Genomic DNA, 25,582 nt, shown 5'->3' on the forward strand with positions numbered 1-25,582 from the left:
CGAGGGCGGCAGCAGGTAAGCTTGATCGGGATTGTAATCAAAAAATTTCATCTGCGGATCTCCTCTCACCCGCATTATAACCAGGTGTCAAGATGGAGTTGCCACACAGACTCTGTTAGCTCCGACCTTTGCCAGGCCTTCCCAGCCAGGGAGCTTCGATCCCCTGAAACAATCATCGCGCGCGATTTTACTTGACAACTCTGGCCTAGTGTAGTAGTCTTGCCGTTGGGCGCTAGGACCGGTGCGCCAGGCAAAATGACAACCGTTAGACAGTACGATCCATCCGGGGGCGAAAAGGCTAGTTTCCTGGCTTTTTGGGGAAAATGGGACAGAAAAAGGTGTTATTTTGAAAAACAAACCGGAGAAGCTTCTGAAAACAAAAAATCTGAACCCAAAAACAAACCGGGACGAACCGGAAAACAAAGCGGAGAAGTTATTGAAAATACGTTCCTGTGGAAAAAACGAACCGGAACGAACCGGAAAACGAAGCTACCGATGTCGCTGAAAACACACGACAGCAGAAAATGCCGCCCAGGCTACATGCTCGGGCTAAATTCAGGAGCAAAAGGGCTAGTTTCCGCCTACCCTGAGGCGCTTTTCGCTCCTGCCTCGGCAAACACTCGGGAGATAATCTGCCGGGCCTCTTCCTGGATTTTGTGCAGATGGTCTTCGCCGATAAAACTTTCGGCGTAGACTTTGTAAACGTCTTCCGTGCCGGAGGGCCGGGCGGCGAACCAGCCGTTTGCGGTTACCACTTTCAGTCCGCCGATGGGCTGGCCATTGCCGGGAGCGGTGGTGAGCATCGCTTCAATCTTTTCCCCGGCCAGCGACGAAGTTTTCACCTGCTCGGGCGTGAGTCCTTTCAGGACCGCCTTCTGCTCAGCGGTGGCGGGAACATCGATGCGCTGGTAGGCGGGCGAGCCGAATTCGGCTGTCAGTTCAGCATAAAGTTCGCCGGGATCGCGGCCCGTCACCGCGGTCATCTCGGCCGCCAGCAGGCCCATGATGATGCCATCTTTGTCGGTGGTCCAGACGATGCCATCGCGCCGCAGGAATGACGCTCCGGCGCTCTCCTCGCCGCCAAATCCCAGCGAACCGTCCAGCAGCCCCTCGACGAACCATTTGAAGCCGACCGGGACCTCGACCAGCTTGCGGCCCAATTTGGCCGCCACGCGATCGATCATGCCGCTGCTCACCAGCGTCTTGCCCACGCTGGCCCGGGGCTGCCATTCCGGGCGGTTCTGGAACAGATAGGAAATCGCCGCCGCCAGGTAATGGTTGGGGTTCATCAAGCCCGCGCTGCGCGTAACGATGCCGTGGCGGTCGTGGTCCGTGTCGCAGGCAAAAGCCACGTCAAAACGGTCTTTCAGCGAGATCAGTGCCGCCATCGCGTAGGGCGACGAACAGTCCATGCGAATCTGGCCGTCCCAGTCGAGCGTCATAAAACGGAAGGTGGGATCAACCAGTTTATTAACCACAGTAAGAGGCATGTTGTACCGATCGCTGATGCGGTCCCAATAGGCCACACCTGCTCCGCCCAGGGGATCGACGCCGATGTCGAGTTCCGCGCCGCGAATGGCCTCGAGGTCAACCACAGCATTCAAGTCGTCAATGTAGGCCGTTGCATAGTCATGTCTGTGGATGCTTCGAGACTTCAGAGCTCGTGCCAATGGAATTCTGCGGACCTCGCCAAGCCCGCCAGCCAGCAAAGCATTTGCCCGAGCGGCAATCCAGCTTGTGATGGTGGTATCGGCCGGGCCGCCGTCCGGAGGGTTGTATTTGAAGCCGCCGTCTTCGGGAGGATTGTGCGAAGGCGTAATCACGATCCCGTCGGCGCGCTCCGTCTTCGGCTGGGCATTATAGGTGAGGATGGCGCGCGAGAGCACCGGCGTGGGCGTATAGCCATCGTCGCGGTCGATCATCACGTCAATCTCATTGGCCGCCAGGACTTCGAGGGCCGTGGCGTAAGCAGGCTCCGAGAGCGCGTGGGTATCTTTGGCCAGGAAGAGCGGTCCGCTGATTTTCTGCTCGCGGCGGTAGCCGCAGATGGCCTGGCTGATGGCCAGGATGTGCGCCTCATTGAAGGAGTTGGAAAGGGACGTGCCGCGGTGCCCGGAAGTTCCAAAGGCCACCCTCTCTGCCGGTACGGATGGGTCAGGCCGCCCGGCATAATAGGCCGTGATCAGCCGCGGAACATTCACCAGCATGGAAGGTTCGGCCGGCTTGCCAGCCAGGGGATGCGCCATGGTTTTTCCTCCGTCAGATTGTCAAATGACCAACCGGCGAGAAGACGCCTCGAGCGCGCAACAATTTCCTGAGCGGATTCGCGAAAGAAACATTGTATCACCCTGGGAAGCGCGGATTCGGCGGGCGGCGCTGTGGCACGGCCACTCTTGGCCGTGCTTTTGGCCGAGGCTGGGCGATCGTGCAGGGCTCAAACTGAGTCACCCCTTCGGTACCGGCGGCGCCGTCCAGGCACGCGGCTGCGGGTGCTATAATAATGAGATTTAGAGCCTTTCAGAGGAGCCTATGTATTCCGTCTTATTGTGGCTGGCGCTGGTCCTCTATTTCGTGGGGATTGTGCTGACGGCGCCTTCCGTCATACGGCGCCGGCCGTCGCTGCCCTCCGCGGCGTTGGCAGCTCTTGGCGCGGGCCTGGCGCTGCACGCCTCGTCGCTCATTGCCAGAGCGATTGACCTGCATCGCCTTCCGGTCATTGACGTGCAGAGCGCCCTTTCGTTCTTCGCCTTTCTGGTGACGCTCGCTTTTTTTCTGGCCTATTTGCGTTATCGAATCAACGTCCTGGGTATTTTCATGCTGCCGCTGGTTTTTGTTTTGACCCTGTTCTCGGCGCTCCGGCCAGGGCCGACGTTCCAGTCCACGGCCTTCCGCAGCGGCTGGTTAATGGTCCACATCAGTTGCATCATGCTGGGCTACGTGGGTTTTTTTCTTACCTTCATCGCGGCTGTCATGTTCCTCGTCCAGGAAAGCCAGTTGAAATCCAAAAACCCCCGGCAAACCTATTACTGGCTGCCGTCGCTCGAAGTATGCGACCAGCTCTACTTTCGGTCGCTCAAGTTCGGACTTCCCTTCCTGACGATTGGAATCCTGACAGGGTTCGTCTGGGCGGCGCGGACGTGGCACGGCGCCTGGGAACTTGATCCCAAGATACTGGCGGCGCTGATCACCTGGCTCATCTATCTATTTCTGTTTTCCGTGCGATTGAGCGGTACCTGGCCCGGACGGGCCTCCGCCTATGTGGCCATTCTGGGCTTCGCGGCCATCATGGTGACGTTTGTGGGCATCAGCTTTGTGAGCGGCTGGCACGGCTACCTGCCGCGCCTGGGCGGCGCCCCGTAATGCGATGCAGATCACCTACTGCCGGGGCGTTGACGGGAAGATGATGTGGATGGGTGAAGTGAAGGGAAAATGAATCTCGCTCTTGTGGGAATCAACCATCGGACGGCGCCCGTGGAAATCCGCGAACGGATGAGCATTCCGGAATCGCGGCTTCAGGAAGCCGTCGCCGATCTCGTGCGGCGGGAAGGCATTGAAGAGGGCCTGATTCTCTCTACCTGCAATCGAGTGGAAGTGGCTGCCAATGCCCGGGATGGCGTTGCGCCGATACCCATCATTCGCAATTTCCTCGCCGACCACCATCAATGCAACCTGGCGCTCTACGAAAACCACTTCTATCAGCATCGCCAGCAGGGGGCCGTCGAACACCTTTTTCGCGTGGCATCAAGCCTGGATTCGATGATCGTGGGCGAGCCGCAAATCCTTGGGCAGTTGAAGCAGGCCTACACCTCGGCGCGCCAGGCGGGAGCATTGAACGGCGCTCTGAATGAGATCAGCCTGCAGGCCCTGGCCGTGGCGCGCAAAGTGCGGCGAAACACCGCCATCGGCGAATCGGCCGTTTCTGTCTCCTACGCGGCCGTTGAACTGGCGCGGAAGATCTTCGGCGACCTGACAGGCAAAACCATCCTGGTGCTCGGCGCAGGCAAAATGAGTGAAATTGCCGCCAGGAACCTTATTCGGAGCGGCGCGGGCGCCATTCTGGTGGCCAATCGCACCTATGAGCGGGCGGTTGAACTGGCAGAAGCATTTCACGGCACCGCAATCCGCATCGAGCAGATGCTGGACCACGTTGAAAAAGCCGATATCGTCATCTGCTCGACCGCCGCCCCGCACTACGTCATCCACCGTCACCACGCCGAACGCTGGCTTGCGGCGCGGAAGAACCGGCCGATGTTTTTTGTGGACATTTCGGTGCCGCGCAACGTCGATCCGGCGGTTAACGAACTTGACAACGCGTTCGTGTACGATATTGACGATCTCGGCCAGGTGGTCGAGTCCAACAAGAAGCAGCGGGAACGGGAAGCCATCTGGGCGGAGGAAATCATTCAGCAGGAAGTGCAGAAAGCCATGCGGCGCCTCGCCTCGCGGGAAGTTGTCCCTACGATCGTGGCGCTGGAGCAGAGGCTTGAAGCCATTCGCGAAAATGAAGTGGAGCGCTACCGCGGCCGGCTGGGTGACCTGACGCCCCAGCAGCGCGAGGCCATCGATGCGCTGACGCACGGCATCCTGAACAAGATCCTGCATGGCCCGATTACTGAACTCAAGAGCGGCGTCGGCCGCCCGGAACAGAGTTCGCTGGTATCACTAGTCCGCAAGATGTTCGGCGTTTCTGAATGACGCACTGCGCCGCTGGGCGTCATCAGCATCAGGTCGCAGCTTTTCAACTTTGAATGATCGTTCTGCAATCCCGCGGTACATCTTAAGTTGATTGACGATTTCATGAAGATTATCATCGGTTCGCGCGGAAGCTCACTCGCTCTGTGGCAGGCAAACTGGGTGAAGGAGCGCCTGGAGTCCGACGGCCACGAGGTCAAAATCGAAATCATCAAGACCAGTGGTGACAAGCTGCCGAATGCGGTGCTTGCCGCCTCGGGGACCAAAGGGCTGTTCATCAAGGAAATTGAAGAGGCGCTCGTGGCCGGGCAGGTGGACCTTGCCGTCCACAGCATGAAAGACCTTCCGACGGACCTGCCCCAAGGCCTTGGCGTGGCAGCGGTCCCGGAACGCGAGGACCCGCGCGACGCCCTGGTCTCCAAAGGCGGCTTGCTTTTCGAGGACCTTCCAGCCGGCGCGCGCATTGCCACCAGCAGCCTGCGACGGCAGTCCCAACTGCTGGCCTTGCGTCCTGACCTTGACGTTGTCCCGATGCGAGGCAATGTGGACACACGGTTGCAAAAACTGGAGCGAGGCGACTGCGAAGCCCTGGTGCTGGCCGCCGCCGGCTTAAAGCGCCTGGGGTTTGCTTCGCGCATCACAAGCTGCTTCCGGGAAGATGAAATTTGCCCGGCCGTCGGACAGGGAGCGCTCGCCATCGAAATCCGGACGCAGAACGCGGCGGTGAAAGAGGCGGTTGCGGAGCTCGACCATCCAGCCACTCACCAGGCCGTCCGCGCGGAACGGGTCATGCTCAAGGCGCTGGGAGGCGGATGCTTGCTTCCCATCGCCGCGTATGCAAAACACCTGTCAGGCAAATTACACCTGACCGGCGTGGTGGCAGACCCTGCCGGCAGGCAGGTGGTCCGGGCAACGGCCACGGGTGGGCCGGACAATCCGGAAGAACTGGGCGAGCATGTGGCAAAGGATCTCATTGGAAAGGGTGCGCGCGAACTGCTAAGCCATCCAGGGCCGGACCCAAAATAGAGTGTGACCGGGGCCGCGCCAATAACGCGAGCACGTCTGTGCCTGATGAGTTGATATGGGCGGAAAGGTATATCTTGTCGGCGCCGGGCCGGGCGACACCGGTCTGCTGACGCTCAAGGGCAAGGCGGCCCTTGAACGCGCTGATGTCATTATCTACGACTTTCTCGCCAACGAGGACCTGCTGCGATACGCGCCGCCGGAGTGCGAGAAGATCTGCGTGGGCAAACGGCCGGGCCACAAGAGTTCCTCGCAGGAGGCCATCAACGAGTTGCTGGTGAACAGGGCGGCGCAAGGAAAAGTTGTCGTCCGGCTGAAAGGCGGAGATCCGTTCATTTTCGGACGCGGCGGCGAAGAGGCGCAGGCCCTGGCGAAGGCGGGCATCCGTTTTGAAATTGTGCCGGGCATTACGTCGGGCTATGCAGTTCCGGCTTATGCGGGGATCCCCTTGACCCACCGCGACCTGTCATCGAGCGTCACTTTCGTGACCGGCCATGAAGATCCGTCCAAGCCGTCCAACAGTGTCGAATGGGCAAAACTCGCAGCCGGAGCGGACACTCTCGTCCTTTTCATGGGAGTCCGGAATCTGCCCGAAATCAGCGCGGCCCTGATCAAAGGAGGAAAGGACCCGGGCACTCCCGCCGCGGTTATTTTCTGGGGAACGCGCGCCACGCAACAAACCGTTACCGGCAGTCTGGCTGATATCGCCGCGAGGGTTGGCGGCATCGAAGCGCCGGCCATCATCGTGGTGGGAAATGTTGCCGCGCTGCGCGAGGAATTGAATTGGTTTGAGCGCCTGCCGCTTTTCGGAAGGCGTATTGTGACCACGCGGGCGCAAGGACAATCCGAGGCCCTCCGAAGGGCGCTCGAAAACCTGGGAGCTGAAGCCGTCGAGGTCCCGGCCATCGAGGTCCGCGATCCGCAATCCTGGCAGCCGCTCGACGAAGCCATTGGCCGTCTGGAAGAATTCGACTATCTCCTCTTCACTTCAGCCAACGGCGTCAGGAAATTTCTCGGCCGCCTCATCGCATGTGGCCGTGATCTGCGCGACTTGAAAGGACTGGTGATCGGCGCAATCGGGCCCGGCACCTCGGCTGAACTTGCGGCCACAGGAATCCGAGCTGATTTTCTGCCGGAGGAATACAGGGCAGAAGGGCTGATCGAGCGCCTGAGTCGAGACGAGATTCGCGGGAAGCGGTTCCTGATTCCGCGGGCAAAAGTGGCGCGCGACATTCTGCCACGCTCGCTCGAGGGGCGCGGCGCCCGCGTGGAGGTTGTTGAAGCCTATGAAACGGTGCGGCCTGATTTCCCAGCGGGTGAACTTGAGCGTCTCCTCACTCCTGTGCCGGATGCGATTACTTTTACGAGCTCGTCCACGGTGATTAACTTTGTGGGTCTCATCGAGAACGCCGGCCTTCGCACAATCCTGGAACGCACGGCCATCGCGTCCATAGGCCCCATCACTTCGGAGACCGTGCGCCAGCACGGCCTGGAGGTTTCGATGGAAGCTGCGGACTCGACGATCGACGGCCTCATCGAGGCGTTGCAAATCTATTTCCGCCAAGCTTCGAAAGAAGCTCCAGCCCATGCCTCAGAAGGGGACCGGCGAGACAAGTATTGACCCGAAGTGCAGGCGGGATCCTTCAGAGGTTCAACAGTTCCCGAAGCTTCCGCGTTTGCGCGCGGCTGACCGGAATTTCCGTTTCCTGGCGGTCTTGCATCTTCAGTTGATATGAACTTTTGAACCAGGGAACGACTTCTTTAATCCGGTTTACGTTGACAAGGTAGGAGCGATGGACCCGCCAGAACGTGTTGGGGTCCAGATTATTTTGCAGTTCTTCCACAGTGCGGAAATTCGACTGGCCGTCCAGGTCTTTGGTCACAATTCTGATCACGCCGTCATCGATGGTTGCATAAATGATGTCGGAAGCGTCCACAAGCACCATGCGGTTTCCGCTCTTGACAACAAGCTTGCTGGACTGCGCGCCAGGACGCTCTTCGATCATCTGCACCAGGCGGTCAAGCTTCTGGGATGCAGCTTCAGACGCCTCCACCATTCCTCTCACCCGCTGCAAGGCCTTGTCAAGCCGGTGTCGCTCGATGGGTTTCAGGAGATAGTCAACGGCGTTGACCTCGAATGCCCGCACGGCATAGTGGTCATAGGCGGTGACAAAAACAAAGTAAGGCAGATGCGCATTCCGGTCGAGCAGCTTCTTGATGACGCCAAAGCCGTCCAGGCCGGGCATCTGGACGTCCAGAAATACAAGGTCAGGACCCAGTTCGCGGACCAGGCCCACCGCTTCCACGCCATTGTTGCCCTGCCCCACAATTTCAACCTCCGGAACATTCCTGAGCAGGTAAGCCAGTTCGTCCCTTGCGGGCTGCTCATCATCTACGATGAGCGCGGAAATTTTCATCGCGGACCTTCCCGTTGGTTTCTGAATCCAGACCCGATGGGTCCATGCGAGAGACAGTATACCAGCCTGCCGGAAACTCAGTGCTCCCGGCACTCTTCCCAGCCGGGTCTTCACCCCTCGCCGCCCAGGACAGGAATTCCCTTCCCTGGCCTCTCAATTATGTTAACATGTGCCCGAAACAGGCCCTCTCGGCTCCAGGCGGAGCCGGCCAACAACGCACGTCTTCCTGTCTTAGAAAGGAGCGGCTATGAAACGCCGGATCCTACCACTTATCCTTACGGGACTTCTTTTGTTCGGGCTGCCGGTCCTCCATTCGCTCCACGCACAAATCTGTAGCGACGACGAAGGGATGGTCCAAAGCTATGTCCAAAGCATTGGCGATCTGGTCGGAACGGTAAAAAAAGAAAGCCTTTCAGATTTCACAAAGGATTACCACCAGCAGAGCTGCCTCTCCCGGCTCACGCTCGCACTGGGAATTGTTAACAGCCTGATGGATTGCCTGGACAAGGCAGCCAAGGACCCCGCAGCCACTCAGCCACAGGTTGCCGCGGCCAAAGGCAAGATCGAGAAGTATTCCAAGCTCAAAAATGCGATGGAACAGGCCCGCGACACTCTGAAGGCTGCCAAGGACACGAAGGGCGCAAAGTCTGTCATCGAGAAGTTTGCGATCTCCGCCTGACCAGCACGGCTGCGTCCCCCTCGAGCGATTGTCGCTGGGAGATAACTGCGTCGGATGATGGAGGATACTGTTCTCGGTATGAAATCCGGTGTTCGAGTTCTGAGCAGCAAGCGCCTTTACAATGGACGGATCGTTCGGCTTAAGCTCGACCGCGTCGTCGAACCCGGCGGGGTCGAAGTGACCCGCGAAATCGTGGAGCATCACGGTTCGGTCGTCATCATTCCAAGGCTTACGAACGGGAACATTGTCATGGTCCGGCAATTTCGCTACGCGACGCAGAGACATCTGTGGGAGCTGGTCGCTGGGTCCATGGATCCCGGCGAGAGCGTCACCCGCGCGGCGAGGCGTGAACTGCAGGAAGAAACGGGGTACCGCGCCGGTTCCCTGAAGCGGCTCTTCTCGTTTTATCCAAGCCCGGGATTTTTGACCGAACAGATGCACCTTGTGGAAGCCCGGGATTTAACGCTCGTCGAAGCCAGCCCGGAAGACGACGAGCGGATCGAGGTGGCCGAATTTTCGAAAATCCAGCTTGATAAGCTTCTGCGCGAGAACAGGATCGCCGATGGTAAAACGCTTGTGGGGCTGCTCTGGGACCGCTGGAGGGGGCGTGTCGCAAAGGCTAACCGCAATCGCTAGTACTCTTTGTGACCTCTACTTAAAAGTCAATATTCTCTTGACAAGCCGATTCCTAACTATATACTTTAGCGCCAGGGAGTTTGTGCGGTGGTCGCATCGGGATATTATTGTTGAGACTGGGCTGGGAGCCAAGGGCGGTTCCTGGCCTTTTGTTTTTTTACCCTCCCGGAATATCGCGGCCACTAACGCTCGACGATTAAGGAGGGACGGCAGTGGCACGACTTCAAGGCAAGGTTAAGTGGTTTAATAACAGCAAAGGCTACGGATTTATTGGTCAGGAAGAGGGGGCCGACGTATTTGTCCATTATTCGGCGATCGAGGGCGACGGGTACAAGGCCCTTCAGGAAGGGGATTCTGTCGAATTTGAGATTGTTCAGGGCCAGAAAGGACCACAGGCAGACAAGGTGACCAAAGTGGGATAGAATAGACGGGCCTTTCCCTTGGGTCGGGAATATCATTTGCAGAGTTGTTCTTGTGGGGCTCGCTGGGCCGCACGTGTTTTTACACTGTCTTTACAAGTTCTTGAAAACGAATTCGGAAAACTGCCTTACAATTTGAGGTCATGCGGGAAGGTTAAGGTTCCCAAGCGAATCTATTGATGACAGGAAAGAGTCATTGGGCAGCGATTTGAGACGGGCGAAGAATAAAGTTCTTGGGCCCAAAGCACGCACAACTCTACACGCATTAGGAGGAAAATCAATGCGACGAGTAGTTGCCGTTTTAGGGGTGCTCGTGCTGACGGCGTCTTTGTGCTCCGCAGCAGGTAGAAAAGTATTGGCCCACCGCGTGGTGGCATTAAACCGCGCAGATGTCACCGCAGGAAGTACGTCCGCGTTGACGATTCCGGCGGAGACACTGGTGAAAGCGCGGCTTATCTCAGGAATGCACACGCTGGTCAGCCATGTTAATGACCCGGTCTCGGCTGAAATGACGGAGCCGGTGTACATCAACGGCGAGGTGGCCCTGCCCAAGGGAACATTGTTCGACGGGCACATCACTTCAATCCATCGGCCGAGTTGGATGAGGCACAATGGCGAAATCGCCTTTCGCTTTGACCATGTGACGCTGCCTGACGGCCACATGGTCGCTGTTACGGCGATCATCACCCACCTCGACAGCCGCAAGGACCTGATGGGAACTCTCGACGCAGAAGGGCACGTTCGCGGGCACAGGCGAGCTTCCTGGAGGAACTTCCTCACCGGCGCAGTCGGTGTCGGCGGACTTACGGCGGCCAAGCTGGCATTCGCGGGCTCGACCGCCCTGACCGTGGCCGCCCCTGCCAGCGCTGCGGCATTTTTGAGCTACGAATTTTTAATCAGGCGGGGAAGTAACGTGAATGTGCCTCCCATGACGGGTTGCAGCATTCGGCTCCTTAGTTCGTTAACAGTTCCGGGTCTGGTGTAAGAAGACCTCAAAACTTCTTTTCGCGACGCCTTCATTGGGAAAGGGGCGGCGACCCGGCTCCCCCGATGTCTCCATAATTCGCCACGATATTGATGCCGATCTGGCTGCCCGTCTGCGATAGCTCCATCTTTTGGAAAGGATTCGACTTGCTGGGGTACTGATTCTGCCAGGCAATCTGCTGGGCCAGTTTCAATCCTTCCAGCACCTGCCTCAGACTTCCTGCGTAGTCCTCTGACTTGCAGAACATTGCCAGGTCCAATTGGATGTTGCTGCCGGTCTGGACCTTGTATCCCAGAGCATCGACACCCTGGAATACCTTGGCCCAGTCCATGTCAACCGCACTCTGCCTGGGCATCCAGCCTTTAAACCAGGAGGCCACAGCGGATTCGACAGCGACCCCCCAGATGGGAGCGTCGGTCTGCTCCTGCTTCACCGCTCGGGCGAAGCTGTCGTTCGACCCAATCGAATCACCCCCTACGTTGAGAGATTGCATAATCTGGCTGAGAGTAGCGAGGGTCCCAAAGGCGCCTTCGGTGGGGCTGATGACGACAACGCATTGGGTCTCCAGCCCCGCGCCAAGGCAATAGCCGGTCTTGCCTCCGATCTGCTGCGGAGGAAGGCTTCTTTCAGTCGCCCGCGCGTCGAGCACTGAGGAACGGAAAGTTCCTCCCACAAACCCATAAAGATTCAGGTCTGAACCAGCGCCGTTCCAGCCTAAAACGAGTTGATCGACGTCGCTTTCCTTCACGCCGAGTTCAGCCATGGAATCCTCGAGTTCCTTGAGACGCGGGCCCAGGTAATGTTCACGCAAACTCGCGTAATTGGGAAGCTTACGCAGCGTCGCGGGGCTTGAGAATTCCAGCCGGATGGTGTCGGTGGGAAAACTGCTGAGCGCCTTTGCAACCAGGTCCTGCCCGGATAAGGGCGCAGCAGCAAACACCAGGGCTATCGATGCCAAAAAAATTGGAATTTTCGCTAATTTCATTCAAACCTCAATTACGATTTCAGGACTACAACTTCCCGGCGGTGTGAACGGGTGAGAAATGTCTTCAGTCCGCTGCCGCCGGCCAGTTTTTCAATTTCACGGTTGGACAGCGGCGGATAGGGAAACGCACCGGCGCCCTCGCCTTTCTCCCCGAGCGTAGTGAGGGTCTCAAACCACCATCTCCCGTCTTTGCCCTGGGCGAGGTTGGGTTCGCGGAGGAAGCAGAAGAAAATTCCTCCCGGCGCAACGAGCGAGAGAAAAAACCGGACCACTTGAGGCAAATTGTCTCGCGGAACAACATCCAGCAGGTGCCAGCAGCAGATTAACTGGAGAGACTCTGGAGGAATTGCAGGTAATCGTTGGAGAAGTTCGTCAGTACAGAATACTGCTTGCTTGTCTTCCTGCCGCCAGAAGGCACGATCACCGCGCTGTAAAGGGGCGATCAGGTCCGCCACGTAAACTTTGGCTTGCCGCTCAATCAGGATGTTGATGGTAGCAGACGAGACGATGCCGCAGTCGAGCACATGAGGGTTTTCAACATCCTGCAGGTAGTTCCAGATCCACCGAAGGGCCTGGCTGGAAACGACCGAACCCTGACCTGAGGGAGGCTTTTTCTGGGAAGCCTCCTGCATTTTTACTCCAAACATCGGCGAACTCTTATGCAGCCCGCAATCAAATTTCGGTTTGCCGGCCAGACGGACGGCTGGCGGCGGCGCGGACTGGCCCGTCTGGCGCGCGGCCTGCACGCCGCGTGTGAAATTGAAGCAGCGCTCGTCCCGGCTAGCTCCCAGCCTTGGATGCGGCAGACACCGGGACAGGCTTGCGGTCCTCCGGCTTTGCGTCACGGAGAATATCAATGCTGCCCTTGAAGTAAGCTCCTTCTTCAATTGAGACGCTGGCCGACCTCAGGTCTCCGGTAACATTGCCAGTCCGCCGCACTTCAACCTTTTCACGCGCGCTCACGTTTCCATTCACGACCCCGTAAATGACCACCTGCCGGGCCAGGATCTCGGCCTTCACTTTGCCGTTGGCTCCTACCGTCAGGCAATGATCCTGCAGATTGACAGTCCCTTCGAACTGTCCGTCAACCACAAGGTCTTCGTTTGCAGACAGTTCTCCTTTCACGACGATTGATCGGCCAATTGAGGCCTGTACCGGACTCTGGGAACTTCCGCTCGAATCTCTTCGAATACTTTCAGGCATAGAGGTTTCCACCTTCGGAGAATTAGAGTTTGCGGGAACGGTCGGCTGTGTCAATGGGACATCGGGTTGCGACTTTTTGTCCTTCTCCCACCACATAAATGTGCTCCTGCCATCGTGATTGTGGCGAAAAAACCGCCTGCCACCCCCCGACCGCACTGAATATTAACTCGAAAGCCAATAAGATTGCAATGGTCTTCGTCGCCGGCTCGCCGGTCCGCCTGTCCCGCCGGGCAGTGGCGTGCAGGGTTCTACATTGTTGTCAACCACTTGGGTCCCGTGCCGGTAATAAATCAAAGCGGTTTCAGACCTTCTCTTCAGGGCGGAAGCGCGAGGAGGCAAGAAGCTTCGTTGTTTCAGCGGCAATCAGGTTGCCCATGCGGGAGGTTGAGATCGGGCGCTTGCGGCCCGGCAGGTCTGGCGTCCGCGCGCCGCTCCTCAGGACCTTTTCTATGGCCGCCTCGATGGCCGCGGCGGGGCGTTCCATTCGGAAGGAGTAGCGCAACATGAGCGCTACGGATGCAATCGCTGCAACGGGGTTGGCGCGCTTTTTCCCGGCGATATCGGGCGCAGACCCGTGTACCGGTTCATACAGGCCACATCGCTCTCCCAGGCTGGCCGACGGCAGTAAGCCAATCGAGCCCGTCAGCATCGCAGCCTCGTCACTCAAAAGGTCGCCGAAAATATTGTTGGTAAGGATGACGTCAAAGCTGGTTGGTTTGGCGATCAACTGCATGGCGCAGTTGTCAACGTAGAGGTGATTGAGTTCGACGTCGGGATAGGACTGACCCACCCGCATGACCACGTCCCGCCATAGCCGCGAACTCTCCAGAACGTTGGCCTTGTCAACCGAAGTCACTTTGCGCCGCCGCAGGCGCGCAAGCTGGAAGGCCCGGTGGGCCACTCTCTCAACCTCGTGCTCACGATAAATTTCCGTATTTACGCCCATCCGCTCGCCATTTTTGGAAAAAATGCCGCGCGGATTGCCAAAATAAATTCCGCCCATCAATTCGCGAACGATGACCAGATCAGTGCCGCGCACGACGGCAGGCTTGAGAGCCGAGACGCCCACCAGGGCATCAATAACCCGCGCCGGCCGCAGGTTCGCAAAAACACGGAGTCTTTGCCGCAACTGCAAAAGTCCGGCCTCAGGGCGGCTGTCCGGGCGCCGGGAATCCCATCGAGGCCCGCCCACCGCGCCCAGAAGAACGGCTTGGGCATTGTTGCATATCGATATGGTTTCCGGCGGAAGTGGAACAGCGGTAGCGTCAATTGCGCAGCCGCCAATCAATCCGGTCTGAAAACGGAACTTGGGCCCGATCACACCCTCGACCGCCCGTAGGACTTTGAGGGCCTCTTCGGTTACCTCCGGTCCGATTCCATCGCCTGGCAAGACGGCTATTTTGAATATGGCATGCATTTGATAACGGGCATCTTACACGAACAAGCATTAAAAGAACAAGGCATAATTAGATTTCAGGCTATAAAAAGCTGCTGAAGTGTCCGAGACAAGATTGAATTGGTTAAAGTAAATCATTTCTTTTCAGCGACTAAGGATGTCCCACGGTCAATCGACCCAGTAAACGTCGTTGCTCTTCGGGACTCAAAACGTAACTAAATGTACAACTGACAACCTTCAGGATTACTGAGGCTGTTGTCGTCATCATCGGAAGAATCGCGAACCTCGAAAGCGGAGGTCATCGCTACGCGTTCGGCCTCCGCCGGGTCATCCACAGCTCCAAACGCCATGGGCCAGAGAAAATCGGGAACGTCCTTCAGCCGGGGTGCCAGCCCGCGTTCCAAATCTGCGGCTAAAAGCAGAGGCAGCTTGGAGTCGGCCTGCAATTGGTTGGTAACCATGGCGGCCTCCAAAGGAGAAGTGCGCATCAGACCCTGCCGGTAGATGTGCGCCGCCATCACCAGCGTGGCCGACCGCATCGCCGGAGTCCAACGCCACCCGCGGTCGGTACGGGCGGCGGAACGGGACCGTTCCATGTCGCGAGCTCGCCCAGGGACTGCACATCCGGCTCTGTGGTGATAGAATCGGCGGACGGACTTTGCTCAAAGCGGTCAGCATAACCGCTCCTGCTGAGCAGGACTCCTGATCGATCAGGATGAATCGGAGGAGCAAAGAGCGACGGAGGTGAAGATGAAAGGCCAAAGGAAGTTGTGTCTGGTTCTGCTGGTGGCGGCATCGCTGGTTGGCTGGGGCTGTTCCAACAACTCGACGGAAGCCCCGGCTTCAGGCGCCCAATCAATCAAGCCGTTCCTGGGGCGTTGGGATTTAACCGTAACCACGCCGAAACAGCAGCGTCCATCCTGGATCGAGATATCCGAGGAACAAGGCCAGCCCAAGGGTCTGATGGTGGGATTCTGGGCCCACGCGACTCCCACGGGCGAGATCCGGCTTGACGGTGACAAGATCGAGTTCACGGCGCCCCAGGGTATAGGTTACAGCAACGGCACTGAGCTCGAGGGGCAGCTCTCGGGCGGGCAGCTTTCGGGCACGGCGACGGACCCGAACGGGACCGCCTGGCAGTGGACCGGGCGCAGAGCGCCCACCCTCAAACGCGAAGGTGCTCCCGAATGGGGAAAACCTATCCGATTATTCAACGGCAAGAATTTCGATGGCTGGAGATTCAGCAATCCCAAGGGCACGCCTGATTGGAAAATCGAACACGGTACGCTCATCAAGGACAAGAACAGTTCTGAAATCATCTCGACTTCCAAGTTCGAGGATTTCAAATTGCACGTCGAGTTTAACCCCGGGCCCAATTCCAACAGCGGCGTGTATCTGCGAGGCCGCTACGAGGTGCAGATCGCAGCGGATTCGGGAGAGCTTCCGCCCAACCGCAGCATGGGCGCGGTTTACGGATTCCTGGCGCCGGAACCGGCTGTGCCGCCCAATCCGGGAAAATGGCAAACCTATGACATCACCCTCGTGGGACGAACGCTGACCGTGGTCCACGATGGCCAGACCATAATTGACCACCGCGAGATTCCGGGCATTACCGGCGGCGCGCTCGACAGCGATGAAGGGTCGCCAGGGCCGATCTATTTCCAGGGCGGCGAACAAGGGCAGGTGGCATTTCGCAATGTCGTGATTACCCCCGCGAAGTAGCTGATGGAGGTGTCGCGGAGCCGTTGCCCGGAGAAGCAAGTGTGGATGGTCCGGACTCCGCATAATTCCCGGCTCCGAGCGCTCTGTGTCTCATCGCGTGGCGCGTACTTAAAGGAAGGTCCATCGATGGAGAAAGAGAACAAGCCAAATGTCAATCGGCACGGTGTTTCGGGCCGGAGGGGTTTTCTCAAGGCCTCGGTCGCCGGCGCCATGGGAGCGGCCCTTGGCCCAAACGCGGCACGCTCAAGCTCCCTGCCCGCGACGGCGCGACATCCCAACATCATTTACATCCATTCGCACGATACCGGACGCTTCACCAGCCCTTATGGCCACGCGGTCCCCACGCCCAACCTCCAGCGCCTGGCAGAAGAAGGCATTCTTTTCCGGCAGGCGTTTAATGCGGCCCCCACCTGCTCGCCCAGCCGAGCCAGCCTGCTGACGGGCGAGTGCCCGCACAGCAACGGCATGCTGGGCCTGGCGCACCGCGGTTTCGCAATGACGCCCGAAGGCCGTCAGCATCACATCGTCCACTCTTTGAGGAGCCAGGCCGGATACTATTCCGCATTGATCGGCCTACAGCACATCGCCCGAGATCCCCGCACAATTGGCTACGACCACGTCGAGGTCGTTCCCGGCAACCGCGTTGCGCAAGTCACCCCGCGTGCGGTTCGGTTCCTCGAAAGCCAACCCCGGCAGCCCTTTTGGCTGACCGTCGGCTTCTTTGAGACTCACCGTCCCTATCACAAGGCCGCGCCCGCCGACGACAGCCGCTATCTTCAGCCGCCCGCGCCCGTTCCGGACGTTCCGGCCAGCCGCGAGGACATGGCCGACTTCCACGCCACCGTCCGCACGCTCGACTGGGGCGTGGGAGAAGTGCTGGCTGCGCTAGAGAGTGCGGGTCTTGCGGAAAACACGCTGGTGATTTCAACCACCGACCACGGAATCGCCTGGCCCATGATGAAATGTAATCTCTACGATGCCGGAATGGGCGTGCATCTGGTGATGCGAGGTCCGGGAGGGTTTACCGGCGGCAAAGTATGCGACGCCCTCGTCTCGCAACTGGACATCTATCCCACGCTCTGCGAGCTGCTCGAGATCAAGCCGCCCGACTGGCTTCAGGGGCGTTCCTTTATGCCCGTGCTTCGCGGCGAGAAAGAGGAAATCAATGAAGCCGTTTTTTCTGAGGTGAACTATCACGCCAGCTACGAACCCAAGCGCGCCGTCCGTACCCAGCGATGGAAATACATTCGCCATTACGATGGCCGCACCCATCCCGTGCTGCCCAATTGCGATGACGGCCTGACCAAAAGTTATTGGCTGAAAAACGGATGGGCCAAACAGGAAGTAGCCCCGGAAGCTTTATACGACCTCGTCTTCGATCCCAACGAGCGGAGCAATCTGGCGAACGATCCCGCCCACCGCTCCACGCTTGACGAGATGCGCCAGCGGATGGATACGTGGATGCAGGCAACCAACGATCCCCTGCTGCGCGGCCCCGTCCCGGCTCCCCACGGAGCGCGATACAACGATCCCGATGAAGTTTCCCCCGGCGACCCTGCAACCACTGCGCCGTGATAGGGAGCCACCGCCAAGCTTCGTTCCAGCTTTTGCCCCGAATGCTCAAAGCGCGCGCCACTCAGGGCAGCAATACCAGCTTGCCGATCACGCCTCCTTTTCCGAGCAACTCATGTGCCTGCCTTGCCTCGGCAAGAGGAAATCGTTGCGCGATGATCGGCTTGACCTTCTGGTGCTGAAGCAGGTCAAGTAGAGTTGTCAGATCATGTCGAAACAGTTCGGGTTTCAACCGCTTGAGCGTCTGGATACTGTAAGGGACCACCCGTTTTCCGCCCGGAAGAAGCCAGCCGCCGGCAATGTACAAGCCGAACTTCGCGGTCCCACGAAAACGCTGACGGCGACCAGGATGGCCTGACGTCAAACCCTCCCCTCGTATCGAGGTAATCAGGCCATAGCCCACCACCCTCCCGCCAGGGCGGAGTGCCTTACGGGATTGCCACAGATGAGGGCCGCCGATGGGATCAAACACGGCGTCCACTCCGTCGTTCGTGAGGCGGCGAATCTCTTTCACGAAGTCCTGATGCTGGTAATCAATCGGAATGCCGCCCAGTTCGGAAACGGCTGCGGCTCCCCGCGATGAACAGGTACCATACATCTCGAGGCCGAGCAGGGCTCCAAGCTGCAAAAGCGCCGTGCCCACCCCGCCAGCCGCGCCGTGGATGAGCGCTCGCTGGCCCGGCTTCACGCCGGCGGAACGATGCAGCATCTGGTATGCCGTGATGTAGTTCAGGATGAGGCTGACAGCCTCGGCGGCATCCAATCCGGCTGGCACGGGAACCAGTTCACGTTCCGCCAGGCAGACGAACTCCGCGTAAGCGCCGTGGATTGGCATTGCGGCAACTGTCTGGCCCGGTTCGATTCCGCGTACACCGGCACCGAGGCGATCCACCACCCCAACCAGGTCCCATCCCGGTGTAAAAGGCACTGGAGGCGTTTCGGGATGAACGCCTTCTCGCGCCATGACATCGGGCAGAGAGACGCCAGCGGCCAGCACTCTCACGCGCACTTCACCGGCCTTCGGCTCGGGCCGCTCTTCTTCAATCACCTGAAGTGTCTCGGGTCCGCCGTAGCGGGTGACGATGATGCGAGTGTGCCTCATTGAATTCTCCCACTCTCCGGCGCTCCAGCTTGCGCGACATAAGTGGTGTTTGCCAGAATCCAGACCACTCGCAACCACTGAAAACCGGCGCGCAAAGCTTGATTAACCTGATTTAAAAAGGCTGATTCTCGCTCTTACTCAACTGATTGCTCCATTTCGAACGCTAAATTGACGCTCAAACCGGCATGAGTATAGGCGTTTAGTGGCAGTATACGGCGAGGTCCGCAATTTTTGAAGTGGGTATACAGGTCAAGCCCCAGACCGCATCAAGGTTGAGCAGCGTCCTCCGGTGTTGACACCATACCTGCCATTGGGCAACTCTAGTGCGTCGGGCCGACTCACGAACCCGAACGGGCAGCCCCAGCAGCAAGGCCACGGGAACAAACATCAGGGCGAATGAAGATGCGACCGCATTTCGAAATCAGCGTGATGGGCCGCAGGGTTCAACTGGGCGCGCGGACGCTCATCATGGGCGTGCTGAACGTTACACCGGACTCTTTCTCCGACGGCGGCCTCTATCTTGACCCTGCTTCGGCCATTCGTCGCGGAGTGGAGATGGCGCGCCAGGGCGCCGACTGGATTGACGTGGGCGGCGAATCAACGCGCCCAGGCTCGCGCCCGGTTTCCGCTGAAGAGGAATGCGCGCGCGTGCTTCCAGTGATCAGGGGTATTCGCCGAAAGCTGCCCGCAGTGCCGATTTCGATTGATACCACCAAGGCGCTGGTGGCCGAGCAGGCCGTCGAAGCAGGCGCCGCGGTCCTGAACGACATCAGCGGCATGCGCTTTGATCCGCGCATTGCGGAGGTGGCCCGCGCAACCGGAGCGCCGCTGGTCCTGATGCACATTCGCGGACGGCCCTTTGAGATGCAGCAGAGGCCGTTTGCAAAGTCCATCTGGCGCTCGCTTGAAGAGGGCCTGGCGCGCTCGATTGAACGCGCGCTGGCGAAAGGGGTTCGACGCCGGCAACTGATTCTCGACCCCGGCCTGGGCTTCGGAAAAACACGGGCGCAGAACTTTGAAATCATGGCCCATCTTGATCGCCTGCAGCGCTTCAAACTGCCCATCCTGGTGGGAAGTTCGCGAAAGTCGTTCATTCGGGCCATCGTCAACGGCGAAGGGCTTGTGCCGCATCGCGCTGCAAAAATCCGCAGGGTGCGGGCTCCAGGCCTCGCCGCCGACGAAGTGGCCTCTTCCCTGCCCTTTGGGGATGCGGCGGCGGTGGCCGTCGCCATTCTTAACGGTGCGCACATTGTGCGTGTGCACGATGTGGGCGAGATCGTTCCAGCAGTCCGCATCGCGGACGCGGTGGCCGAGGCGGGCGGCCGTGGTATTCGAGGGAGTTGATAACTGCTGCCAAGGAGTGCGTGCTGGCCGCTGTTGGGCCGGCGCGTGACGGGCGTGCGATATGCAGTCGAAAAAAAAGTTGTCAGTGTCCGGGCGATGGAGGCGGTTCTATGCCGAAGGGTTCGCGCAGGCCCGTTTCAACGGCGCGCATCGCTTCCGGATACTGCCCGGCGGTAAGAGATGCAGCGCGGTACTGGGCAAGGGCCTGGTTGCGGCTGCCGCTGATATCGTCCAGACGCCCAAGGTAAATGTGGCACCAGGTCACAATGCGAAGGTCGGAGGCAGCGGCGAGGGTATCTTCAAAGTATTTCCGGGCCAGGTCCGGCTTGCGAGTGTTGCTCGCCACCACGGCCATGCCAAACAGGGCGCGCTCGCTCTTCGCGTCCTTGCTGAGCACCTGTTCGAAGGCCGCTTTTGCGCCCTCGTAGTTGCCGGAATAAATGTTGTTGTCGCCTTCATCCAGCAGCCGCTCGGTCTCTGTACGTGCGGCAGCCGCGGCGGTCTGTTTGGGAGCTTCCGTAAACTTCACTTTGCCCAGCCGGATCCCTTCCTCGGCAGGATTGATGCCCTTGACCATCTGCGGATAGTAGTTGCTCATCGAGGCGTCCTGCTTTTCAAACTGCTGCAGGGCGTCATAAAAATAAGGCACGAGGATAAGCCCCGAGGCGGTCAATTGTTCAATCTGCTTGTTTGCATCCGGCGCAGGCATTTTGTCCATCCGCAACTCGACGGCCCGAATGAGGCATTCGGTCACCAGCAGCGCAAAGTCCGACTTGAAATCACTTCCCAGCGCCGGCGCTTTCCTTGCCACCGCTTCGAGCGCCGAGGCGTGCTGAATTTCGGGACCGTACTTCACCGCCAGCGGATCAAGGAGGAAGTGAAGATATTGATGGCGGATATCGTGGATCCTGAGCCTTTCGGACGGCGTGATCACCAGGTAATAGTTCGAGCCATAGATGCGGGCCTGCACCTGGTTTGGCGCTCCAAGAATGTCCAGATAGATGATGTAGGTCCGGCCGAGGTAAGATCCCGAGGGAAAACGGAGATAGGCGTCGGTCAGCTCGATCCTCCGGCGGACCGGCGAGCTGTAGCGTTCGACGGCAGAATCAAAATCGATCTTGGCCCGGGCCCACAGATTAGCCAGTTCCGCCTGCTTGTAAAACTGCTTGAGCAACGGAACCAGATCCGCTACGTTTTTGGCGTCCGGCGGAAGATCAGCCGCAGCTACAGTCAGTTTGAAATCCGGAGGAGGTCCCAGCAGGAGGGCAAGGGAAATATATTGCCCCAGGTTTCTTCCCGGATCGCCGACAACCTTGTGGGCTTCATAAAACGTGCGGATGTCCGCGATGACGGGAACCTGTTTCCCGGCAAGGTATGCCCGCACGGAATTGCCTGCCGCGTTTCCCGTGCCCACACCGTAACCTGCGGCGTTGAGCGCTGCAAGCGTGCAGAAAAGCTGTTCGCTCGATTCAATAAGGACATTTCCCTGCTGGGCCCGGGAAGATACTGGCAAGAGCAGCAAAAGGATTGCCAGAGGGGCTACCATTCGGATGGCACGGGTAGAATGCTTTCCCTGCCTTTGTACTTTTGGCGTGCCCAGAATATCTGGCAGGGGACTCGAGCATCTCAGATGCAAGCGCCCTAACCTCGCACCGTGATAGTTCGAAAGGAGAGGACCACCTGGCCACTGGTAGGCTGGCCGAAGGAGGTGGCAGGTTGGAAAAGGCTGTAATACATCATCTGGTCAAGCCGCTGAATCACTCCGGGGGTCTGCTGGCCGGAGATGATTTTGTAATTTGTAACCCGGCCCTGGGCGTTGACATACGTCACCAGGACCAGCGGCTGCGCCCCCGCGTCCAGGTCGACTGGCGGCAGCACCTGAACGCGAGGCGGCGTTACAAAGGGGATGTCAGGCACGCTGCTTGCCTGGGGCGCTTCCGAGCCGAGCATCAGAGCGATGCAAATCAGGGCCAGCACGGATCCCGCCACCGAAGGGAATAAAACGGGCCGAAAAATATTCTCAAGGTGCACTCGAACGCGCTGGAAAACGTTGCGGTGCAATTCCTGTGACACCTTTACTCGCAGGCGCAGGGCCAGATCGGGCGAAACCTGCTGACGGGACAAGCATTGCAACTCCGTCTGGAGGGCCTCGTACCGCTCCAGTTCCGATGTGCAGGGAACACAGTGCGAAAGATGGTAGCGGATCGAGTGGATGGCTTCCGCCGCGCACACCCCGTCAATGTACTCTGAAAAATGGTCGCGAATTTCCGAGCAAGTTTCGAAGATCATATGGACCTGCTCAATCGGGCGGCAAGTCTGCGCTTCAGTGTCTCCCGCCCCCGTCGTAAACGGGACTTGACGGTCCCTTCGGCAACCCCAAGTACCTCCGCAATTTCATCGTAGCTGAGCCCTTCAATTTCTCGCAGCACCACAACCGCACGGTAAGGTTCGGCGAGGTCCGCCAGAGCGCGTTTGACCTCTGCCTGGCACTCTGCCTTTTCGTATACGCTGTAGGGCGTCTCGCGCCCACCCCTGTATATCGGCGACTTCACGCTCAGATGTAAGGTGTCGTCGTCCATGGAGAAAGGCTCGTGGAGCAGGCGCCGGCGCCAGCTACGGCGATGGTTCGACGCCTCGTGCACGGCAATGCGGTAAATCCAGGTTTTCAGGCTGCTTCTGCCGTTGAACTGCCGGATGCCCCGGAGAATTTTAAGGAGAACGTTCTGGAGAACATCGGCGGCTTCACCCTGCTCAGCCACCATGTGGGATATCAAGTTAAACAAAGGGTTCTGATAAATAGCCAGGAGGTAGGCAAACGCCTCCTCAGAACCCGCCTTCAACTCCGCGACGAGCGCGGCTTCGTCACTGATAACGGGAGCCGTCTGGTCGATTGCTACGCCAATGGAGCGTATCGTATCCACTACAACCCCAAGATAGCAGTTTCAAACCGCCAGAGCAAGGCGAACCCGAATTTCTTTCAAGCGGCGTTCCCCTTCGCGGGCAATGACCAGAATCGGGGGGCAAAGCGGCAGCGTGGGGTCAGGACTCCCGGACCTGCACAAAAGAGATTCCGTAACCAGGCCGGGCTTGCGGGCGCCGTCACTCTACGGCGATTTCGAGTTCGCGCCTCAGCGAAGAAGGGTCAAATGGGGAACAGTTAAAGATGCGCCCCTCCATTTCAAAAGTAGGTACCTGCCGCCTGCCGCCGTTGACGCTCATGATGAACTTGGCGGCATCGGGAACTTCCTCGATATTAATCTCTTCGAATTCCAGGCCGTGCCGCTTGAGAAACTGCTTGGCACGCCAGCAGTCAGGACACCATCGGGTTGTGTACATCCGGATTTTTCGAGCCATATTCTTTCAGCCGAAGGAAGCGCGGCAACGCCGGCCACGCCGCTGATTCAGACTCTCTCGATCCGCCTCGCAGGCTGAAGCAAAGTGGCTGCCAGCTTAGCGGCATGAATCGAAAGGGAAAGGTGGCAAGAGATCAGCCCCGTGCGTGGTGGGCGGTCTCGAGGCGGGAGATGGCCCGGCGCAGATCGTCGCGGGCCCTCTCGATTTCAGGGTCGGACCCGGTATGCGACTTCAGATACTCTTCGACGCTCTGCCGCTTGGATTCAGCCCGCCGAACATCAATATCCTCTGCGCGCTCCGCCAGCTCTGCCAGAACGATCACGCGCTCCGGCAGGACCTCGGCAAAGCCCCAGTGAACGGCCACGTAGTATTTTTTTCCGTTCTGCTGGTACTCGAGCGTCCCATTCCGAAGTTCCGTCAGGAGCGGAGCGTGGCCCGGAAGGACCCCGAGATAACCCTCTTTTCCCGGAATCGAAACTGCTTCCACTTCGGCATCCGCAATCTGGCGGTCCGGAGTGACAATCTGCAACTGGATGTGCATCGGAAGGAAATCTGCCATAACAGGTAGCCGCGGAGAACCCGGCCTCAGGAGCGAGGTTCGCTCTTACTCCGCCTTAAGCCTCTCCGCTTTTTCGAGGGCCTCCTCGAGAGTTCCGACCATGTAGAAGGCCTGCTCCGGGATGTCGTCGTGTTTACCCTCAACGACTTCCTTAAACCCGCGAATCGTATCCTCCAGCTTGACGTACCTGCCCTCGAGTCCGGTGAACTGCTGCGCGACAAAAAAAGGCTGCGACAGGAACCGCTGGATCTTGCGGGCGCGCGCGACAGTCAGCTTGTCTTCTTCGGAAAGTTCGTCCATGCCCAGAATGGCAATGATGTCCTGAAGGTCTTTGTATTTCTGAAGAATCACCTTCACAGAACGCGCCACATCGTAATGTTCCTGGCCCAGGACGCGAGGATCAAGAATTCTCGAAGTGGACTCCAGCGGATCCACGGCGGGGTAAATGCCGATCTCAGTCAGTTGTCGCGAAAGCACGGTGGTCGAATCCAGATGCGAAAAGGCCGTTGCCGGCGCGGGGTCTGTCAAATCGTCTGCGGGAACATAGATGGCCTGCACGGAGGTGATGGAGCCCTTCTTGGTCGACGTGATACGCTCCTGCAGTTCGCCCATTTCGGTGGAAAGGTTCGGCTGGTAACCCACCGCGGAGGGCATGCGGCCCAGCAGAGCGGACACCTCGGAGCCGGCTTGCGTGAAGCGGAAGATGTTGTCGATAAAGAGCAGCACGTCCTGGCCGGCGACATCGCGGAAATATTCCGCCACCGTCAGGCCGGTCAATCCGACGCGGAGCCGCGCGCCGGGAGGCTCAGTCATCTGGCCATAGATCAGCGCCGCCTTCGACCTCGAAGGATCACCAGGATGGATGACGCCCGACTCCGTCATCTCCAACAAAAGGTCGTTGCCCTCGCGCGTACGCTCTCCGACACCGGCGAAGACGGAAACTCCTCCGTGCTTCATGGCCACATTGTTGATCAGCTCCATGATGATGACGGTCTTGCCCACGCCGGCGCCGCCGAAAAGGCCGGTCTTACCGCCTTTCAAGTAGGGCTCCAGCAGGTCCACGACCTTGAGACCCGTCTCGAACATTTCGAACTCAGTGTTCTGGTCCTCCAGCGCCGGAGCGTGGCGATGGATCGGGAAAGTCGTCTCGGCGTTGATTGGCCCCAGGTTGTCCACCGGCTCTCCGATGACATTCATCACGCGTCCCAGCGTGGCTTTGCCCACGGGGGTCATAATCGGATGTCCGGTATCGCGGACTGTCATCCCCCTCACCATGCCGTCCGTAGGGGCCATGGCCACGCATTTTACCCTGCCCTCACCCAGATGCTGTTCAACTTCGATCACGACGTTAATGGGCTGGGGAACATCAAAACCATCCGACACAACTCGAAGGGCGTTGTAAATGGGAGGAAGTTCGGCCTCTTCAAAAGCGGCTACTACGACCGGCCCGATGACTTCCACAACTTTCCCTTTATTTTCCTGCGACATGATTCT

25 protein-coding genes are annotated in these 25,582 nt (G+C 58.8%); 11 read left to right on the forward strand and 14 right to left on the reverse strand.

The genetic code is table 11. From position 1 onward, the window contains the following. Positions 1 to 581: 581 nt before the first annotated feature. Positions 582 to 2,246: a phosphoglucomutase (alpha-D-glucose-1,6-bisphosphate-dependent) gene (pgm, locus tag VFQ24_12195; GenBank protein ID HET9179109.1), complete on the reverse strand. Its 1,665-nt coding sequence runs from the start codon at positions 2,244 to 2,246 to the stop codon at positions 582 to 584. A 283-nt stretch (positions 2,247 to 2,529) separates the two neighbouring features. Between pgm and ccsA the strand changes: the two genes are divergently transcribed. From ccsA to cobA, 4 genes are all read left to right on the forward strand, one after another. Continuing rightward, positions 2,530 to 3,360: a cytochrome c biogenesis protein CcsA gene (ccsA, locus tag VFQ24_12200; protein HET9179110.1), complete on the forward strand. Its 831-nt coding sequence runs from the start codon at positions 2,530 to 2,532 to the stop codon at positions 3,358 to 3,360. A gap of 69 nt (positions 3,361 to 3,429) precedes the next feature. Continuing rightward, positions 3,430 to 4,695: a glutamyl-tRNA reductase gene (gene hemA, locus VFQ24_12205; protein ID HET9179111.1), complete on the forward strand. Its 1,266-nt coding sequence runs from the start codon at positions 3,430 to 3,432 to the stop codon at positions 4,693 to 4,695. Positions 4,696 to 4,797: 102 nt separating this feature from the next. Next, positions 4,798 to 5,718, forward strand: coding sequence for a hydroxymethylbilane synthase (gene hemC, locus VFQ24_12210; GenBank protein ID HET9179112.1), 921 nt, complete (start codon positions 4,798 to 4,800; stop codon positions 5,716 to 5,718). 55 nt (positions 5,719 to 5,773) lie between these two features. Further along, complete coding sequence (gene cobA / locus VFQ24_12215; protein ID HET9179113.1) at positions 5,774 to 7,336, forward strand: uroporphyrinogen-III C-methyltransferase; 1,563 nt, start codon at positions 5,774 to 5,776, stop codon at positions 7,334 to 7,336. 22 nt (positions 7,337 to 7,358) lie between these two features. On the opposite strand, the gene VFQ24_12220 is transcribed toward cobA, so the two are convergent. Next, a complete protein-coding gene (locus tag VFQ24_12220; protein ID HET9179114.1) occupies positions 7,359 to 8,132 on the reverse strand; it encodes a LytTR family transcriptional regulator DNA-binding domain-containing protein in 774 nt (257 codons plus the stop codon). A gap of 247 nt (positions 8,133 to 8,379) precedes the next feature. On the opposite strand from VFQ24_12220, the gene VFQ24_12225 reads away from it, so the two are divergent. The 4 genes from VFQ24_12225 (at position 8,380) to VFQ24_12240 (ending at position 10,851) form a co-directional block, all read left to right on the forward strand. Further along, the gene (locus VFQ24_12225) at positions 8,380 to 8,811 is read left to right on the forward strand and encodes a hypothetical protein (protein HET9179115.1); all 432 of its coding nucleotides are present in this window, start codon (positions 8,380 to 8,382) and stop codon (positions 8,809 to 8,811) included. A 78-nt stretch (positions 8,812 to 8,889) separates the two neighbouring features. After that, the gene (locus VFQ24_12230; protein ID HET9179116.1) at positions 8,890 to 9,447 is read left to right on the forward strand and encodes an NUDIX hydrolase; all 558 of its coding nucleotides are present in this window, start codon (positions 8,890 to 8,892) and stop codon (positions 9,445 to 9,447) included. A gap of 212 nt (positions 9,448 to 9,659) precedes the next feature. Then, positions 9,660 to 9,869, forward strand: coding sequence for a cold shock domain-containing protein (locus VFQ24_12235; GenBank protein HET9179117.1), 210 nt, complete (start codon positions 9,660 to 9,662; stop codon positions 9,867 to 9,869). Positions 9,870 to 10,146: 277 nt separating this feature from the next. Next, positions 10,147 to 10,851, forward strand: a complete 705-nt coding sequence (locus VFQ24_12240; protein HET9179118.1) for a hypothetical protein — start codon at positions 10,147 to 10,149, stop codon at positions 10,849 to 10,851. 31 nt (positions 10,852 to 10,882) lie between these two features. Here VFQ24_12240 and VFQ24_12245 read toward each other — a convergent pair whose 3' ends face one another. The 5 genes from VFQ24_12245 to VFQ24_12265 all read right to left on the reverse strand — a co-directional run bounded on the left by VFQ24_12245 (position 10,883) and on the right by VFQ24_12265 (position 15,031). Beyond that, positions 10,883 to 11,836, reverse strand: a complete 954-nt coding sequence (locus tag VFQ24_12245) for a hypothetical protein (protein HET9179119.1) — start codon at positions 11,834 to 11,836, stop codon at positions 10,883 to 10,885. Between the two features lie 11 nt (positions 11,837 to 11,847). Further along, the gene (locus VFQ24_12250) at positions 11,848 to 12,483 is read right to left on the reverse strand and encodes a hypothetical protein (protein HET9179120.1); all 636 of its coding nucleotides are present in this window, start codon (positions 12,481 to 12,483) and stop codon (positions 11,848 to 11,850) included. A 133-nt stretch (positions 12,484 to 12,616) separates the two neighbouring features. Continuing rightward, positions 12,617 to 13,039, reverse strand: a complete 423-nt coding sequence (locus VFQ24_12255; GenBank protein ID HET9179121.1) for a polymer-forming cytoskeletal protein — start codon at positions 13,037 to 13,039, stop codon at positions 12,617 to 12,619. Between the two features lie 301 nt (positions 13,040 to 13,340). Next, entirely contained in the window at positions 13,341 to 14,456 is a 1,116-nt protein-coding gene (leuB, locus tag VFQ24_12260) for a 3-isopropylmalate dehydrogenase (protein ID HET9179122.1), read from the reverse strand. Between the two features lie 194 nt (positions 14,457 to 14,650). After that, positions 14,651 to 15,031, reverse strand: a complete 381-nt coding sequence (locus VFQ24_12265; protein HET9179123.1) for a hypothetical protein — start codon at positions 15,029 to 15,031, stop codon at positions 14,651 to 14,653. Positions 15,032 to 15,185: 154 nt separating this feature from the next. On the opposite strand from VFQ24_12265, the gene VFQ24_12270 reads away from it, so the two are divergent. After that, positions 15,186 to 16,157, forward strand: a complete 972-nt coding sequence (locus tag VFQ24_12270) for a DUF1080 domain-containing protein (protein ID HET9179124.1) — start codon at positions 15,186 to 15,188, stop codon at positions 16,155 to 16,157. A gap of 126 nt (positions 16,158 to 16,283) precedes the next feature. Next, positions 16,284 to 17,732, forward strand: coding sequence for a sulfatase (locus VFQ24_12275; GenBank protein HET9179125.1), 1,449 nt, complete (start codon positions 16,284 to 16,286; stop codon positions 17,730 to 17,732). 61 nt (positions 17,733 to 17,793) lie between these two features. Here VFQ24_12275 and VFQ24_12280 read toward each other — a convergent pair whose 3' ends face one another. Continuing rightward, on the reverse strand, positions 17,794 to 18,831 hold the full coding sequence (locus VFQ24_12280; GenBank protein ID HET9179126.1) for a medium chain dehydrogenase/reductase family protein: 1,038 nt from the start codon (positions 18,829 to 18,831) through the stop codon (positions 17,794 to 17,796). Positions 18,832 to 19,227: 396 nt separating this feature from the next. On the opposite strand from VFQ24_12280, the gene folP reads away from it, so the two are divergent. Further along, positions 19,228 to 20,175: a dihydropteroate synthase gene (gene folP / locus VFQ24_12285; GenBank protein HET9179127.1), complete on the forward strand. Its 948-nt coding sequence runs from the start codon at positions 19,228 to 19,230 to the stop codon at positions 20,173 to 20,175. An 82-nt stretch (positions 20,176 to 20,257) separates the two neighbouring features. On the opposite strand, the gene VFQ24_12290 is transcribed toward folP, so the two are convergent. From VFQ24_12290 to atpD, 6 genes are all read right to left on the reverse strand, one after another. Further along, on the reverse strand, positions 20,258 to 21,688 hold the full coding sequence (locus VFQ24_12290) for a hypothetical protein (GenBank protein HET9179128.1): 1,431 nt from the start codon (positions 21,686 to 21,688) through the stop codon (positions 20,258 to 20,260). Positions 21,689 to 21,816: 128 nt separating this feature from the next. Further along, positions 21,817 to 22,464 carry a zf-HC2 domain-containing protein gene (locus VFQ24_12295; protein HET9179129.1) on the reverse strand — a complete coding sequence of 216 codons (648 nt, stop codon included), beginning with the start codon at positions 22,462 to 22,464 and terminating at the stop codon, positions 21,817 to 21,819. Next, entirely contained in the window at positions 22,461 to 23,096 is a 636-nt protein-coding gene (locus tag VFQ24_12300; protein HET9179130.1) for a sigma-70 family RNA polymerase sigma factor, read from the reverse strand. Before VFQ24_12300 ends, VFQ24_12295 begins: the two co-directional genes overlap by 4 nt. A 178-nt stretch (positions 23,097 to 23,274) precedes the next feature. After that, positions 23,275 to 23,529 (reverse strand): glutaredoxin family protein, encoded by a 255-nt coding sequence (locus VFQ24_12305; protein ID HET9179131.1) that lies wholly within the window; start codon positions 23,527 to 23,529, stop codon positions 23,275 to 23,277. 133 nt (positions 23,530 to 23,662) lie between these two features. Next, positions 23,663 to 24,088, reverse strand: a complete 426-nt coding sequence (locus VFQ24_12310) for a F0F1 ATP synthase subunit epsilon (protein HET9179132.1) — start codon at positions 24,086 to 24,088, stop codon at positions 23,663 to 23,665. Between the two features lie 45 nt (positions 24,089 to 24,133). Beyond that, complete coding sequence (atpD, locus tag VFQ24_12315) at positions 24,134 to 25,576, reverse strand: F0F1 ATP synthase subunit beta (protein HET9179133.1); 1,443 nt, start codon at positions 25,574 to 25,576, stop codon at positions 24,134 to 24,136. Positions 25,577 to 25,582 lie beyond the last annotated feature (6 nt).

The sequence above is a fragment of the Terriglobia bacterium genome, assembly GCA_035712365.1.
Lineage (GTDB): Bacteria > Acidobacteriota > Terriglobia > UBA7540 > UBA7540 > SCRD01.